Source organism: Brevundimonas sp., from assembly GCF_031412435.1.
Lineage (GTDB): Bacteria > Pseudomonadota > Alphaproteobacteria > Caulobacterales > Caulobacteraceae > Brevundimonas.
Window position 1 is genome coordinate 45,882 of sequence record NZ_JANODA010000008.1, and the last position, 15,367, is coordinate 61,248.

General features: G+C 68.6%; 15 protein-coding genes and 1 pseudogene. 9 read left to right on the forward strand and 7 right to left on the reverse strand.

Annotated features, from left to right (window positions below):
- Positions 1-16 precede the first annotated feature (16 nt).
- The 4 genes from RMO01_RS18050 to RMO01_RS01990 form a co-directional block, all read right to left on the reverse strand.
- Positions 17-139 carry a hypothetical protein gene (locus RMO01_RS18050; RefSeq protein WP_409013027.1) on the reverse strand — a complete coding sequence of 41 codons (123 nt, stop codon included), beginning with the start codon at positions 137-139 and terminating at the stop codon, positions 17-19.
- A 123-nt stretch (positions 140-262) separates the two neighbouring features.
- Entirely contained in the window at positions 263-1,024 is a 762-nt protein-coding gene (locus tag RMO01_RS01980) for a hypothetical protein (RefSeq protein ID WP_309627368.1), read from the reverse strand.
- A 10-nt stretch (positions 1,025-1,034) separates the two neighbouring features.
- A complete protein-coding gene (locus RMO01_RS01985) occupies positions 1,035-1,631 on the reverse strand; it encodes a helix-turn-helix domain-containing protein (RefSeq protein ID WP_309627369.1) in 597 nt (198 codons plus the stop codon).
- Positions 1,632-1,677: 46 nt separating this feature from the next.
- A complete protein-coding gene (locus tag RMO01_RS01990) occupies positions 1,678-2,994 on the reverse strand; it encodes a diguanylate cyclase domain-containing protein (protein ID WP_309627370.1) in 1,317 nt (438 codons plus the stop codon).
- Positions 2,995-3,182: 188 nt separating this feature from the next.
- Here RMO01_RS01990 and RMO01_RS01995 point away from each other — a divergent pair, with 188 nt between their 5' ends.
- Positions 3,183-4,106: a YihY/virulence factor BrkB family protein gene (locus tag RMO01_RS01995; RefSeq protein WP_309627371.1), complete on the forward strand. Its 924-nt coding sequence runs from the start codon at positions 3,183-3,185 to the stop codon at positions 4,104-4,106.
- On the opposite strand, the gene RMO01_RS02000 is transcribed toward RMO01_RS01995, so the two are convergent.
- Together RMO01_RS02000 and RMO01_RS02005 are read right to left on the reverse strand one after the other, a co-directional pair.
- Complete coding sequence (locus RMO01_RS02000; RefSeq protein WP_309627372.1) at positions 4,072-4,314, reverse strand: sulfurtransferase TusA family protein; 243 nt, start codon at positions 4,312-4,314, stop codon at positions 4,072-4,074. The two genes, RMO01_RS01995 and RMO01_RS02000, sit on opposite strands and share 35 nt — an antisense overlap.
- Positions 4,311-4,805 (reverse strand): CinA family protein, encoded by a 495-nt coding sequence (locus RMO01_RS02005; protein ID WP_309627373.1) that lies wholly within the window; start codon positions 4,803-4,805, stop codon positions 4,311-4,313. Before RMO01_RS02005 ends, RMO01_RS02000 begins: the two co-directional genes overlap by 4 nt.
- A gap of 87 nt (positions 4,806-4,892) precedes the next feature.
- Between RMO01_RS02005 and RMO01_RS02010 the strand changes: the two genes are divergently transcribed.
- Complete coding sequence (locus tag RMO01_RS02010; protein ID WP_309627374.1) at positions 4,893-7,184, forward strand: fused MFS/spermidine synthase; 2,292 nt, start codon at positions 4,893-4,895, stop codon at positions 7,182-7,184.
- Between the two features lie 14 nt (positions 7,185-7,198).
- On the opposite strand, the gene RMO01_RS02015 is transcribed toward RMO01_RS02010, so the two are convergent.
- Complete coding sequence (locus tag RMO01_RS02015) at positions 7,199-8,350, reverse strand: bifunctional 2-C-methyl-D-erythritol 4-phosphate cytidylyltransferase/2-C-methyl-D-erythritol 2,4-cyclodiphosphate synthase (protein WP_309627375.1); 1,152 nt, start codon at positions 8,348-8,350, stop codon at positions 7,199-7,201.
- 105 nt (positions 8,351-8,455) lie between these two features.
- Between RMO01_RS02015 and RMO01_RS02020 the strand changes: the two genes are divergently transcribed.
- From RMO01_RS02020 to RMO01_RS02050, 7 genes and pseudogenes are all read left to right on the forward strand, one after another.
- Entirely contained in the window at positions 8,456-8,875 is a 420-nt protein-coding gene (locus RMO01_RS02020; protein WP_309627376.1) for an MAPEG family protein, read from the forward strand.
- A gap of 73 nt (positions 8,876-8,948) precedes the next feature.
- The gene (gene dusB / locus RMO01_RS02025; protein WP_309627377.1) at positions 8,949-10,010 is read left to right on the forward strand and encodes a tRNA dihydrouridine synthase DusB; all 1,062 of its coding nucleotides are present in this window, start codon (positions 8,949-8,951) and stop codon (positions 10,008-10,010) included.
- Positions 10,007-12,268: a PAS domain-containing sensor histidine kinase gene (locus RMO01_RS02030; protein ID WP_309627378.1), complete on the forward strand. Its 2,262-nt coding sequence runs from the start codon at positions 10,007-10,009 to the stop codon at positions 12,266-12,268. The genes dusB and RMO01_RS02030 overlap by 4 nt, the downstream gene beginning before the upstream one ends.
- A 12-nt stretch (positions 12,269-12,280) precedes the next feature.
- Complete coding sequence (locus RMO01_RS02035) at positions 12,281-13,687, forward strand: sigma-54 dependent transcriptional regulator (protein WP_309627379.1); 1,407 nt, start codon at positions 12,281-12,283, stop codon at positions 13,685-13,687.
- Positions 13,687-14,550, forward strand: coding sequence for a D-amino-acid transaminase (locus tag RMO01_RS02040; RefSeq protein WP_309627380.1), 864 nt, complete (start codon positions 13,687-13,689; stop codon positions 14,548-14,550). The genes RMO01_RS02035 and RMO01_RS02040 overlap by 1 nt, the downstream gene beginning before the upstream one ends.
- 182 nt (positions 14,551-14,732) lie before the next feature.
- Positions 14,733-14,987, forward strand: a complete 255-nt coding sequence (gene hfq / locus RMO01_RS02045; RefSeq protein WP_309627381.1) for an RNA chaperone Hfq — start codon at positions 14,733-14,735, stop codon at positions 14,985-14,987.
- Positions 14,984-15,367 (forward strand): annotated as a pseudogene (locus tag RMO01_RS02050) (hypothetical protein); the annotation flags it as partial. The gene hfq and the pseudogene RMO01_RS02050, both read left to right, overlap by 4 nt.

Here is a 15,367-nt window from a genome sequence, read left to right on the forward strand (position 1 = left end):
CAGAAACGATCATCCTCTAGCGCTTCACGCGGAAATGCAGGTGGGTGGCAAACCGGGTCGCACGCGCGGAGAGGGGTTCCAGTTCCGCCGTCAGCCCGTCCCACAGCCGCTCGCCCGCACCGAGGACGATCGGTGCCATCTGCAGATGCAAATCATCGATGACGCCGGCGTTGAGATAGCGCCGCGTCGTTCCGACCCCTGTCTGGATGCGCGATACTATCGCGTTTCGACACGGACGATAGGCAGGCCTGGCGATGGCCTCTTAATCGCAGGACGGCATGGCCGCGCTGGTGAACCGTTCGTCCCACCATGCCTTCCAGCGCCCCTCCAGCGCCCCGAAGTCGGTGTCCGACAGACCGTAGGTCGTAAGAGTCAGGCTGGCCTCGCCTTTCGGATGTTTCTCGTCGCGCGATCGCTCGCCGGCGAGCAGCAGGCCGTCGCCGAACCCGGCCACCGTGACCCCGGTCTGATACCGGCCCAGGTGCCAGACTTCGCCGCGGGCCGAGGCCTCGGGTCCGAGCGGTCCGGCCCAGGGCTCGCCCGGCGCCGGCGTGTCGGTCAGTCTCAGCGCCAGCATCAGCAGGTCGTCGGACCTGGGAACGCCCGCCAGGAACAGGGTGCGGCGCTGTTCGCCGGGATGGCGCGCGAAGGCGAACCGCAGCTGTTCGGTGAAGGCGATCCAGCCCTCGGTCATCGGATCGAACGTATCGGACCAGGTCTCGTCGGCCGGCGCGGCGCGGACGACCCGCACGAGGCTCTCGCCGCCCTTCGCCTCGACCTCGTAGCGGTCCCGGGTGCCCTCGAAGACGATGGTCCGCGCGGCCTCGTCGGCGACGGCGTGTTTGACGAAGATGAAATCGATCTCGTCCTTCAGCCCCGGTGCGTCCCAACCGAACCAGGTCTTGATCCGCTCGGGATCGCGCAATGCGGCCCAGACGGCGTCGGCGGGAGCAGGCACGGTGACCTCGACCAGGACGCGGTCGATGGTCGGGCCGGATGCGGCGGCGGGCGGTCCTTCGGACATGGTCGTCTCCTCAGTTCTTCGAAATCGATTTGGCGGGAAGGGCGGGGTGGGCCCCGGCGACGAGGCGGTATCGACGCCCCTCGGCAGAGGCGTAGCGACGGGCGAGGGCGGCCACGGCCTCGGCCAGTTCCTCGGTGAAGGCGTCGAAATCGGCCGGGCGGCCAAAGGTCAGGTCAGCCTCAACGGTGAGGGTCAGCAGACGGGCGCCTTCGGCCTCGGCGTCCTGCCGCATCCGGGCGACGTCGCGAACGACGGCCGAAGCTGTGCGGATCAGGTGATCGGCGGCATGCCGATCCTGGGCCTCTACGGCGTCCGGGTCGGCGGGTGCATGGCCAAGCAGATCGGGATCGACGACGTAATCGGCCGAAACGAGAAGCCGTTCGGTGAATCCCCGCCGCCGCCGTTCTTCGGCGAGCCGCAACAGCCCGGCCTCTTCGAGCGCTCTCAGATGATAGCCGAGCTTCTGTCGTGGAATGCCAAGTTGTTCCGCCAACTGCGCGGCCGAGGCGGGGGTGCGCAGCGCCTCCAGCAACTGACGCCGCAAGGGCGTCAGCGCGGCGCGAAGCCGTCGGTCGTCGTCCAGAAAGGCTCGCGCAGGCTGGTCCATGCCCGGACGCTACAATTGGACAACTTATTTTGTCAAATGGAGAGAGTCATGCGCGTCGGCCCTGCATGTCAGCCGAGGCGCGTTCGAGAACGGCGGCGGCGCCCTCGCCCGGCATCAGCTCGGCGACCCCGACGCTGAACTCGACAACGAAGGGCGTCCGGTCGGGACCGGCATCGAAAGCGGTGCAGCCGATAACGGCGGCGATCCGCTCGACCGCCAATCGCGCCTGCGGACCCGGCGTGGCGGGCAGGGCGAGGGCGAAGACTTCGGGCGCCAGTCGCGCGGCGGTGTCCTCCACCCGGACCAGACGCGACACCATGGCGCCGATCTGCGGCATGGCGCGATCCAGCCAGCCGCCCTGCCGAGCGCGTGTCAGGCTGTCGCTGTCCAATACCCGCAGCATGCAAACCGAGAGGGGGCGCCGTCGGGCCGAGGCCGCCTCGGCCACGCGACCCAGGTGGCTGGCGAACAGATGCCGGGTGAACAGGCCGGTCGACGGATCCATGATTCCGGCGCCCCGCGCGCCTTCCAGCGCCTTGCGGATGGCCAGGTGGCGGCGATGGGTGTGGGCCAGGTCCAGCACGCGCGCCGCGGCGTCAGGCTCCGGCGTGTCGGCGGCCGCTACTTCCGAGAAGCCCCGGTTGAACAGTTCACTCAGATTGATCTCGCCCTCGGACCGCAGATAGAGGGCCAGCGGGATATGATAGAGGCGGGTGTTCCGCTTCATGCCCGAGGCGATGGACAGGGCCGGCGCGTGGTCCGGCGCGCCCCACAGGACCGCCGCATCAAAGGCGCTTTCGTGCAGATAGTCGAAGGCGGTGTAGGGCGTCGGCGCGGCCACAACCTCGGCGCCGCCGGCCGTCAGGATGTTCGACAGGGCGATGAACCGGTGATCGGGGGCCCCGGCGATCAGGATGCGGACGGGGCTGGCGTCCGGCAGGCCGGGATCCAGCGTCGCGCCGTGCAGGGCGAAAGTCGCCTGACGCAGGCGGAACTCCTCCTCGGCGATGGCCGCGCGAACCAGCTGTTCGATTCGCAGGGCGGCCTGGGCCGGATGCGGCGGCTCGACCATCGTCAGGTCGAAGGTCCCGGCCGGCAGTTTCGCCGCCTTGGCGCCGAGGGCGACGACCGGAAGCCGCCGCGCGCCGGCCGCGAGCCGCAGCGCCTCGGGCAGGGCCGAAATCTCGGGATGGTCGGCGTCCAGGATGGCGGCTTCCAGGTTGAAGTCTGTCAGGGCGGCCACCGCGCCCGCGCCGGACCGCGCCGTCATCGTGCGCCAGCCCAGCGAGTCCAGCCCGCGGCACAGGTCGCCGATCCGCTCATCTGTCTCCGCGACGACCAGAACGCGTGGTTCCAAACCCAAAATCGATGACTCCCCCTGCGCGACCTGGCGACCGCGGCTCCTGTCCGGAGCGGGCGGACCATACCGACGCGCCCCGGTGCGGCGCAACGGGCCAGATGCCCGCGACAGGGGAAATCGACGACGGTCGGCCGCTTCCCTATCGTGCGTTTTCCGCTAGAGTCCTCCGTTGGGCTACGGCGGGAACCGGCTTGAGCGGACAGACTAAGGAAATGGCGTCACCCGGCTTCTGGGTGCGGCTCTCGGGGCGGGCGTTTGCGCGCAGCTGGGGCCGGGACGTCATGCTCTATACAGGCGGGGTGTCGTTCTTCGCCCTGCTGGCGGTATTCCCCGCGATCGCCATCCTGATCGGCTTCTACAAGGCCGTGCTGTCGATCGCTCAGGTCAGCGAGCAGGCGGCGGCCCTGGCCGATGTCATGCCGCACGCCGCGCGCGCTATCTTCCGCGCCGAGATCGAGCGGCTGTCCAACGCCTCGGCGCGCGCCGTCTCGGCCCAGAGCGCCTTCGCCCTGATCGTCGGCGCCTATGCTGCGCATCGTGGATTCAAGGCTTTGCTGGCCGGACTGAACCTGATTCATGACGAGACGGAGCCGCACGGCTTCTTCAAGTTCAACTTCCTGGCCTTCATCGTCGCCGTGGTTGCGTTCGGGCTTTTCACCATCGTCTCGGGCGCCGTGGTCACCGCGCGACTGCTGGAGCACGCCGGGCCGGTCACGGGGCAGGGCGGGCTGCCGTTCAACGGCTTCCTGCCGGCGGCGGGCCTCGGCCTGGGGCTGACGCTGCTCTACCGCTACGCCATGTCGCACCGCGATCCGGTGGCCTGGGTCCCGTCGATCGCCGGCGGGGCGGTGGCGACCATCCTGTCGATGATCTCGTCCTGGCTCTGCGCCATCTATGTCGAGCAAATCGCCGAGCTCGGCGCGACCTACGGCTCGGTCGGCGCCGTCGTGGTGCTGCTGATCTGGCTGTCCTGGAACGTCAACGCCATCTTCTATGGCGGCGCCTTCGCCACCGAGATGGAGATCGCCTCGCGCTCCCGGGGCGCCCCTGACATCGCGCCGGAGGACAGCCCCTCGGTCGTCAATCTGTCGGAGCGTCGCGCGTCTCGACGGTAATCGTCAGGACCCCGTCCGCCTCTTCGACCGACACGACGCGTCCGCCCAGCTCCGTCATCAGAAATGGCACGTCGATCCGCGCCATCGGATCTGTGGCCAGCAGCACCAGACGGCGGCCGTCCAGACCCTCGGCCGCCTTGCGAAGCTTCAGGCTCGGGACAGGACAGCGGTGTCCCCGCGCGTCGACGACGACGGGCGCCTCGCTCACGTCGCCTCGCAGGCCGCGAGCAACAGACCCAGGGCGGCCCGCACGCTCTCCAGCCGCACCTCTTCGCGGCCGATCTCGCCGAACCGCCGAACCTCGTGCACGATGCCATCAGGACCGGCGCAGCCGAAATGGACCAGCCCGACCGGCTTCTCCGCCGATCCGCCGCCCGGGCCCGCGATGCCCGTGATCGACACGGCCAGGTCCACTCCGGCCGTCACGCGAGCGCCGGCCGCCATTGCGCGCGCCACCGGCTCGGAGACCGCGCCGTTCGCCTCGATGGTCTCGGCCGGCACGCCCAGCATCTCCGACTTGGCGCCGTTGCTGTAGGTCACGACGCCCCGGTCGACGACGGCCGAAGACCCCGGAACGGCTGTCAGAGCCCCCGCGACCAGCCCGCCGGTGCAGCTCTCTGCGGTCGCAATGGTCCAGCCTCGTGCCGTCGCAGCGGCGATCACGGCGGCCGCCAGTCGCTGGATATCGTCCGGGAACATGGGTCTTTCCGATCCGTGCGCGAGTCAGTCTAGGCTCGCCCTAGCGCGCCCGCCTGCCGATTGCACGCGCCTCAACCCGGGGATCCGATGACCGACGCAGCCCTGCCGGAAGGCGCCGCCCCCTCGAAAGAGGGCGGCGATCGCGTGACGCCGATCCTGTTCGCCGTGGCCATCTTCACCTCGGCGGCCCTGGTCTTCATCGTCCAGCCCATGGTGACCAAGCTGGTCCTGCCGATGCTGGGCGGATCGCCGTCGGTCTGGAATACGGCCATGGTCTTCTTCCAGACCGCGCTGCTCGCCGGTTACGCCTATGCCCACGGCCTGCAGCGCATCGGTTCGATGCGGACCCAGATGACCGTCCATCTGGTCCTCCTTCTGCTGGCGGCCCTGTTCCTGCCGCTGAAGATCAGCGGCCTGCTCGGCGATCCCGATCCCAACGCGCCCATCGGCTGGCTGCTCGCCACCCTGGCCGTGTCGGTCGGAGCGCCCTTCGCCGTCCTGTCGGCGACCGCGCCCTTGCTTCAGGCCTGGTACGCCCGGGTCCGGGCCGGCCATGCCGACGGCCAGAACCCCTATGTCCTTTATGCCGCCTCAAATCTCGGCAGCTTCCTGGCCCTTCTCGCCTATCCGCTGCTGATCGAGCCGCTGATGACCCTGTCGGGTCAGCGCGGGACCTGGAGCGGGGGCTACGCCGCCTTCATGCTGATGGTCGTGGCGCTCGCCTTCGTCGCCTGGCGGCGCGGCCAGATCGGCGATGCGCCCGTCGCCAGCCTCGAGACCAGTCCGCCGATTCCCTGGCGTGAGAAGATCATCCTCGTCCTTCTGGCCGCCGCCCCGTCCAGCCTGATGCTGGGCGTCACCGCCCACCTGGCGACGGATGTGGCCTCCGCGCCCTTCCTGTGGGTCATACCGCTGGCGCTGTATCTGCTGACCTTCGTCATCGCCTTCCAGGACAGGCCCTGGATACCGCTGCCGATCACGCTTGTGATCGCGGCGGCGGTCAGCCTCGCCTGCATCAGCTTCACGGCCTTCCGCACCGGCGACTGGATCCTGATGTTCGGCCTGCATCTGGGGGCCTTCTTCCTGCTGGCTTTGATGTGCCACCAGAGGCTGGCCGCCCGGCGTCCGCCGCCTGACCGACTGACGGAGTTCTACCTCCTGATGTCGCTGGGCGGGGTCGTCGGCGGCGCCTTCACGGCCCTGCTGGCTCCGGTGCTTTTCAACGGCGTCTGGGAGTATCCGCTGGTTCTTGTTCTCGCCGGTCTGGCCCGCCCCCTGAACAAGGCGCCGATCAGAAATTGGGAAGTCTATCTGTTCGTCGGCGCGGTGCTGGCGACGGGTATTCCGCCGCTGCTGTCGGCGGTGTTCCAGGCCGACTGGGGCTTCGCCTGGTGGTTCAACAACAATGTCTCGGACAACATGCCGGGCCTGACCCAGTTCATCATGCTGGGCCCGATCCTCGCCGGATTCCTGCTCAGAGACCGGACCCCGGCCTTCGTCGTCATCGCCGGCCTGATCGCGCTTTCGACCGCCTATATCGCGCGCGGCTATGAGGCAGCCTTCACCGACCGCAGCTTCTTCGGCGTGATGAAGATCGGCGTGACCCAGGACCCGCGGCTGGGCGGTCAGGTCAACATCCTGATGCACGGCACGACCCTGCACGGCGCCCAGCCGCGCAACCCCGCCTTCGCCTGCATGCCGACCCTCTACTACGCCCCGGCCAGCCCCATCGGACAGGCGACCCAGATGCTGCAGCTTGGCCGTTCTGCCATGAAGATCGGCGTGGTGGGGCAGGGGTCCGGCGCCATGGCGGGCTACAAGCGCGCCGCCGACGAAATGAAGTTCTTCGAGATCGATCCGATGGTCGACCGGCTGTCGCGCGATCCCCAGTGGTTCACCTTCATCTCCGACTGCGCCGACGGGCCGATCGAGACGGTGCTGGGCGACGCCCGCCTGACGATGGCGCGGGAGACGGCCGGGACCTACGATCTCCTCCTCATAGACGCCTTCTCGTCGGACTCGGTGCCGACCCATCTGCTGACGGTCGAGGCTATCGAGGGCTATCTGAAGCTGCTGAAGCCCGACGGCGTTGTGATCCTGCACCTTTCGAACCGCAACCTCGACATCACCATGCCGGCGGCAGCGGCGGCGCAAGCTCTGGGCGCGGCCAGCCTGCACCAGCTTTATCAGGAATCGCCCCAGGCGCCCGACATGGCCGAGGCCTCGACCGAGGCCCTGATCCTGTCGCCCACTGAAGAAGGTCTGGCCGAGTTCCGCGAACAGCAGCAGTGGCGCACCCTGGCGGACACAGAGGTCCGGCCCTGGACCGACGACTATGTGAACCTCTTCGGCTCCCTGTGGCGTCACTTCAGGCGGTGACGTCAGATATTTGATCAGGCAGGCAATTCGATCGTCGCGATGGCGGAGGCGGCCAGCCCTTCCTCGCGCCCCGTGAAGCCCATCTTCTCCATCGTCGTCGCCTTCACGCTGACGGCGTCGAGCGGCAGGTGCAGGATCTCGGCGAGCCGTTCGCGCATCGCCTGACGGTGCGGCTTCACCTTGGGGCGCTCGCAGATCAGGGTGACGTCCACATTCACCAGCCGACCGCCGCGCGCCGCCAGCCGCTCGACCGCGTGGACAAGGAACTGGTCCGAGGCCGCGCCTTTCCACTTCGGATCGGTCGGCGGGAAGTGATCGCCAATGTCGCCGTCGCCCATGGCGCCCAGCACGGCATCGGTCAGGGCGTGCAGGCCGGCGTCGGCGTCCGAATGGCCGATAAGGGTCTGGTCGTGCGCGATCTCGACCCCGCAAAGCCATACGCTGCCGCCCGGCCCCCAGCGGTGGGCGTCGAAGCCCTGGCCAACCCGGGTTTGAAGGGGTCGGGTCTGTCCGGCGATCAACGCTTCGGCCATGGCGAAATCCTCGGGATAGGTCAGTTTCATCAGGCGCGGGTCGCCTTCGACCAGCCGCACCACGCCGCCGTCGCGCGTGACGACCTCCGCCTCGTCTGTGGCGCCTTGATCCTGCGCCTGCGCCGCGAAGGCCGCGCGCAGACGTCCTAGCCGGAAGGCCTGGGGCGTCTGCGCGCGCCACAGGCCGTCGCGATCCACGGCGCCCGAGATCCGCCCGCCAACGCCGCGTCGCAGACTGTCGGCCACGGGCAGCGCGAGGATGGCGCCGTCCGCGCCGTCCAGCGCCTCCAGCAGTCGCCGGACGTGGTCGGGGGCGAGCAAGGGGCGCGCCGCGTCGTGGACCAGGACGGGGAGGAAGTCATCGCCGGACAGAGCCGCCAGGCCCGCCTGGCTCGAAGCGGCCCGATCGGCGCCGCCCTGGACCGTCCGCCAGCCGCTCAGGCCGGAGAAGGCGGCGGCGGCAGCGGCGGCCTGGCCCTCGGCGATGACGACGACGACCTCCTGCGCGCCGGCGGCCAGCAGAGCCTCCAGCGACCATCGGGCCACGGGTTTGCCGCCCAGCAGGCGCCACTGTTTTGAGCCGCCGGCCCGGGTCCCGGACCCGGCGGCGACGATGACGGCGGAAAAGCTCATCCGCCGCTTCTAGTCGGCGCACCGTCGGATGACGAGGGGCCGCCGCCGGGTTTGACGGCCAGACGCGCAACGCTCAAGCTTGCGGCTGAGCGGGAGGAAATGATGATGGACCAAAACATTCTGGCGCCCGTGGTGGCGCTGGCCGGCTGGTCCCTGGTGATGTGGGTGTGGATGTACGCCACGCGTCTGCCGGCCATGCTCAAGGCGCGGATCAAGCTGGACCCCACGGTCCCGCCCGCCGTCCTGACGTCGACCCTGCCGCCCCGGGTGCGCTGGAAGGCCGACAACTACAACCATCTGATGGAGCAGCCGACGATCTTCTACGCCCTGGCGCTCACCCTCGCTGTGGCCGGGACGGAGGACGCGCTCGGCGCCTGGATCGCCTGGGCCTATGTCGGGCTGCGGATCGCGCACAGCGGGGTACAGGCCCTGATCAACATCATCGCCGTCCGGTTCTTCCTGTTCGTCGTCAGCAGCCTGTGCCTGATGGCCCTGGCCGTTCGTGCGGCGATGGCGGTGTTCTGACGACCCGTCCGGGCCAGGCGCCTCGCCCGGCGCCGATGGACCCGGGTGTCGAGACGGCCTATTCGCCTGAGCGATGAAACGGACGCTGCAGATCGGCGATGTGACGATCCCCGGACGGGTTCTGATGGCGCCCATGACGGGCATCACGGACCTGCCGTTCCGGCTGCTCGCCAGCCGTCTGGGCGCGGCCTATGTCGCGACCGAGATGGTGGCCGCCGCGGAACTGGCCCGAGCCCGGCCTGATGTCGTCCGCCGCGCCGCCGTCGGCGAGGGCCTGCCCCTGACCGTGATCCAGCTGGTCGGCCGCGATCCGGCCGCCATGGCCCAGGGCGCGCGAATGGCCGAGGCTGCCGGCGCCGACATCATTGACCTGAATTTCGGCTGCCCGGCCAAGGAGGTCACCGGATCTGCTTCCGGGTCTGCGCTGATGCGCACGCCCGATCTCGCCGGTCGGATCATGGCGGCCACGGTCGCGGCGACCTCCCGCCCCGTCACGGTCAAGATGCGCCTCGGCTGGGACGACGACACCAAGAATGCGCCGGAACTGGCCAAGCGCGCCGAGGACCTCGGCATCAAGGCCGTCACCGTCCACGGCCGCACCCGCCAGCAGTTCTACACTGGCGCCGCCGACTGGGATGCGGTCGGTGCGGCCAAGGCGGCGGTCTCCATCCCCGTCATCGTCAACGGCGACATCATCACTGCCGAACAGGCGAGAAAGGCGCTGGATCAGTCCGGCGCAGACGCCCTTATGCTGGGACGCGGCGTCTACGGCCGCCCGTGGCTGGCGGCCCACCTCGACCAGGCCCTGCGCGACGGAACGGTTCTGGTTGAGCCTGATCGTCAGGAGCGGTTCGACATCGTCGTCGAACACATGCGGGCCTCCTGCGACTTCTACGGCGCGCACCTGGGGCTTCGGATGTTCCGCAAACACCTCGGCTGGTACGTCGAACAGGCGCCATGGCCCGCCGATCCCGTCGCGCGTCGCGCGGCCAAGGGCCGTCTCTGCCGAATGGATGAGCCCGCTCTGGTAGCCGAGGCCCTGGCCGAGGTGTGGGATTTGCCTCCACCCTCGCTGTATTTCAGCAACTCTGCTGTTGAAATTTCGCCACAGGTGGTCGAAGCTTCGGTGGCATGACGGACACGCCCGCGACGACCCCGGCGACAGAAGGCGACCCCTCCTTCTGGGGACGTCTCGCGGCAGGTCGCGCGCGGGCCGCTTTCGGCGCCGCCTATGTCATCGCCTTCCTGATCACCGCCGCCGCCATCTGGTTGGTCGCCGTGGCCCCGGGCGCCGGGGCAGGCGACGACGCTCGCGCGACCGCCAGCCGCGCCATCCTTTTCATCCTCCTGGCCAATCTGGTGCTGATCGTCGGACTGGCGACCATCATCGGCGGCCGGGTCATGCGCCTGTCGCAGCGCAGGAAAGAGGACCCCGGCGCTCGCCTTCACCTGCGCTTCGTCGCCCTGTTCTCGCTGGTCGCCGTCGTCCCCGCCGTCCTGATCGCCCTGGTCTTCGGCCTTCTCGTCAATCGTGGCGTGGACCAGTGGTTCAGCCAGAACGTCAGCTCCGCCGTCGACAACGGCGCCTCCATCGGCAAGGCCTACGTCGCCGACGTGAATGTGGGGCTCCAGCGCGACCTTGGCACCATGGCGAACGAACTCGGCGGCGTGCGTGACGCCTTCGACAATCGCATCCAGTTCTCCAGCGCCCTGACCCAGATCGCAGACTTCTTCGGTTACCCTGCCGTCTATATCCTGAATAGCGAGGGGCAGGTTCTGGCCCAAAGCGACCTGCCGGACGCCCCGGCCTATGTCGCCCCGCCGCGCGAGGCGTTCGAGACCGCGGCCGAGGGCGAGAATGTTCCCCTCGCGGTCACCGAGCATCCGGACACGATCCGCGCCCTCTATCCGCTGCCGGACTACGGCGAGGCTTACCTGTATGTCGTGCGCCCGCTGGCTCCCGGTCTCATCGCGCGGATGCGCAACGGCGAGGAATCGATCCAAGCCTATCGTGTCGCCGAGGAAAGTCGCGCCCGCATCCAGGCCGCCTTCGCCCTCAGCTATCTGGAGACGGCTCTGCTGGTTCTCGTCGGCGCGGTCTGGCTCGGGATGTCGGCGGCCAGCGCCATCTCGGCGCCCATCGGCCGTCTGGTGATGGCGGCGGATCAGGTCGCGGCCGGCGATCTCAGCGCGCGTGTCGAGCCCGACGGCGCCCCCGGCGAGATCGCCACCCTGTCCCACGCCTTCAACCGCATGACCGGCGACTTGCAGGCCCAGCAGGCCGCGCTGAAGACGGCCAGCGAAGACGCGCAGGACCGCAGCCGTTTCATCGAAACGGTCTTGTCGGGAGTCAGCGCCGGCGTCATTGGTCTGGACAAGCGCGGGAGAGTTTCCGCCATTAATGACAGCGCCTTGCAGCTGCTTTCGATCTCGGAGGTTGAGGTCCGAGGCAAGGCCTTGGGCGTCATCGCGCCCGAGCTGGCTGAACTGGTGAAACGCGTCGAGGCCCATATCGAGGAGGACCTCGACGTGGCGCGGGAAGGCGAGACCCGGCGTCTGCGCGTCCGCATCGAGGGCGGCGTCGGCGGCGAGATGGTGCTGACCTTCGACGACATCACCCGCCTCGTCACGGCCCAGCGCAACGCCGCCTGGCGCGACGTCGCCCGCCGCATCGCTCACGAGATCAAGAACCCCCTGACCCCGATCCAGCTATCGGCCGAACGGCTGAAGCGGAAATTCCGCCCCGGCATCACCGAGGATCTCGAAATCTTCGATCGCTGCACCGACACCATCATCCGCCAGGTCGGCGACATCGGCAGGATGGTGGACGAGTTCTCTTCCTTCGCCCGCATGCCCGCGCCGCGCTTCACCAACGAAAACCCTGCCGAACTGCTGCGCGAAGCGGTTTTCGCCCAGCGTGTCGCGGCCCCCGACCTGCTGGTCGAATTGGTCGAACCCCTGCCCAAGGCGAAGATGAAGGCGGACGGCCGCATGGTCGGTCAGGCCTTGGCCAACATCCTCAAGAACGCAGGCGAGGCCGTCGCCGCCCGTCGCCTCGCCACGCCCGCCGACGAGGATCAGGTCGCCATTATCGCCCGGCTGGAAATCGAGAACGACATCGCGACCTTCATCATCGAGGACGACGGCAAGGGCCTGCCGGTCCGCGACCGCGACCGTCTGACCGAGCCCTATGTCACCACGCGCGAGAAGGGCACCGGCCTCGGCCTGGCCATCGTCAAGCGCATCTGTGAAGACCACGGCGGCGAGCTGAAGCTGTCAGATGCCGACAGCCTGCACGGCGCCAGGATTTGCCTGATCTTTCCCCTCAACCCCACCGGCAAGGCCGGGCGTGAAACGGAGCCTCGCGGCGCCGGCGCCCCGGCGGCCGAATAGTAGCGAGGCGTCATGCGTTCCACCGGAGCCGACATCCTGGTCGTCGACGACGAGGCCGACATCCGCGACCTGGTCTCGGGCCTGCTCGAGGACGAGGGCCATTCGGTCCGGGTCGCCTCGAGCTCCGAGGAGGCCCTGGCCGGCATCCGCGCGCGCAAGCCCAGCCTGATCGTCCTCGACATCTGGATGCAGGGCGGCGGCATGGACGGGCTGGAACTGCTCGACCTGGTCAAGACGCTCGACGCCGACCTGCCCGTCGTCATGATCTCGGGCCACGGCAATATCGAAACGGCCGTCAGCGCCCTGAAGCGCGGCGCCTATGACTTCATCGAAAAGCCGTTCAAGTCCGACCGCCTCGTCGTGGTCATCGAGCGCGCGCTGGAATCCGCCCAGTTGAAGCGCGAGAACCGCCGCCTGCGCACCGTGGCCATGACCCCGACCGGCCTGATCGGTCGCTCGGCCGCCGCCCAGGTCCTGCGCACCACCATCGTCAAGGTCGCCCCGGCCAACAGCCGCGTCCTGATCTCGGGCCCGCCGGGCTCCGGCAAGGAACTGGTCGCGCGCCAGATCCACGAGGCCAGCCCCCGGGCGCGCGGCGAGTTCGTCGCCATCTCCGCCGCCGGCATGACGCCGGAACGCCTCGACCTCGAACTGTTCGGCGAGGAGGGCCACGACGGCCGTCCACGCAAGATCGGCGTGTTCGAAAGGGCCCACAACGGCACCCTCTATCTCGACGACGTCGGCGACATGCCGCGCGAGAGCCAGAGCCGCATCCTGCGCGTCCTTGTCGAACAGCGCTTCCGCCGGGTCGGCGGCGAACAGGACGTCCAGGTCGACGTCCGCGTCGTCACCTCGACCTCGCGCGACCTCAAGGTCGAGATCGCCGAGGGCCGCTTCCGCGAGGACCTGTTCCACCGCCTGAACGTCGTCCCCATCCGCGTCCCGCCCCTGTCGGAGCGCCGCGAGGACATCGGCGAACTGGTCGAATATTTCATCGAGACGCTCAGCGTGTCCCAGGGCCTGCCGCGCCGCCGACTGGGCGACGACGCCATCGCCGTGCTCCAGGTCCACCCCTGGCCAGGCAACGTCCGTCAGCTGCGCAACAACGTCGAACGTCTGCTGATCCTGGCGACCGGCGACCTCAACGACCCCATCTCGGCCGACATGCTGCCTCAGGAGGTCGCCTCCTCGAACAGCAGCGGCATGGGCGCCGAACGCACCATCGCCCTGCCTCTGCGCGAGGCCCGCGAGGTGTTCGAGCGCGAGTATCTGGCGGCCCAGATCATGCGTTTCGGCGGAAATATCTCGCGCACGGCCGCCTTCATCGGCATGGAGAGATCGGCCCTGCACAGGAAGCTGAAGTCGCTGGGCGTGTCGCCCTCGCGCGGCGGGGAAGAAGACGAAGGAAGCATCGACTGATGTCGCGGGTCGCCTATGTGAACGGGGTCTATCAGCGCCACTCGGAGGCGACGATCCATGTCGAGGATCGCGGCTTCCAGTTCGCCGACGGCGTCTATGAGGTCTGGTCGGTGTTCGACGGCCGGATGGCCGATTTCGACGGCCACATGACCCGGCTGCACCGCAGCCTGAACGAGCTGCGCATCGACATTCCCATGTCGGTCGAATCCCTGACCCGGGTGCTCAAGGAAACCATCCGCCGCAACCGCGTCCGCAACGGCATCGTCTATCTGCAGGTCACCCGCGGCACGGCGCGCCGCGACCACCCGTTCCCCGCGCCCGGCACCCCGCCCAGCGTCGTGGTCACGTCCAAATCGCTGAGCTCGCGCAAGTCCGACGCCCAGGCCGCCAAGGGCGTCGCCGTCGTGACCCATCCGGACATCCGCTGGGGCCGCTGCGACATCAAGACGGTGGGTCTTCTGCCCAACGTCCTCGCCAAACAGGCCGCCCGCGACAAGGGCGCCTATGAGGCCTGGATGGTCGACGAGATGGGTCTGGTCACCGAGGGCTCCTCGACCAACGCCTGGATCGTCGACAAGGCCGGAAAGCTGCGCACCCGCGACACCCAGGCCAATATCCTGAAAGGCGTCACCCGCACCGCCATCATGGCGATGATCGAGGAGGAGGGGATCGAACTCGACGAACGCCCCTTCAGCGTCGACGAGGCCAAGGAGGCGAAGGAGGCCTTCTTCACCGCCGCCGGCGCCTTCGTCATGCCCGCCGTCTCGATCGACGGCGTGAAGATCGGCGACGGCAAGCCCGGCCCGATCGCCACCCGTCTCCGCGCCCGCTATCTCGAAGAGGCGAAGCGGGACTCGGTCTGACCGCTGCCGGACACCGCCTTGAGGGTGTCGCCGACCAGAAATCCATTGCGCGCTGAAATCGGTTACCGCGACTGTTGCGACGCGCGAGCGCAGGGCGCTAAGGTGGTCAGGCCGGGCGTTCGATCCGGAGCCGTGATCTCCCCGACGCGGTGAAAACCAAGAAAGAACAGGATTAACCTGCCATGTCGCAAGACAAGCGTCAGAACCTTCAGGACACCTTCCTCAACTCCGTCCGCAAGACCAAGACCCCGCTGACCATCTTCCTCGTCAACGGCGTCAAGCTGCAGGGCATCGTCACCTGGTTCGACAACTTCTGTGTGCTGCTCCGTCGCGACGGCCAGTCCCAGCTGGTCTACAAACACGCCATCTCCACCATTCAGCCCGACGAGCCGGCCGCGGCGGCATCTCCGCGGAGCATGGCAGAGGCGGTGGAATGAGCGGGTTCGACGGCAATGGCGCACTCGATGTGGCGCGCGGCGAGCGGGCGCTCGTCATCGTTCCGGAATTGCCGCGGCAGGCGGCCCGGCGCTCGGCCGACGCGCGGATTGAGGAGGCGCGAGGCCTCGCCGAAGCGATCGGCGTGGTGGTTGCCGAAGCGCGCGCCTATCGCGTCCGCACGGTCCGCGCGGCGACCTTGCTGGGCAAGGGGCAGGTCGAGGAAGTCGCCGAGGCGGCCCGGTCCGCTGATGCGCGCCTGCTGATCGTCGATGCAGCCCTGACTCCGGTCCAGCAGAAAAATCTCGAGCAGGAGAGCGGCGCCAAGGTCATCGACCGCACTGGCCTCATCCTCGAGATTTTCGGCGAGCGCGCCGCAACC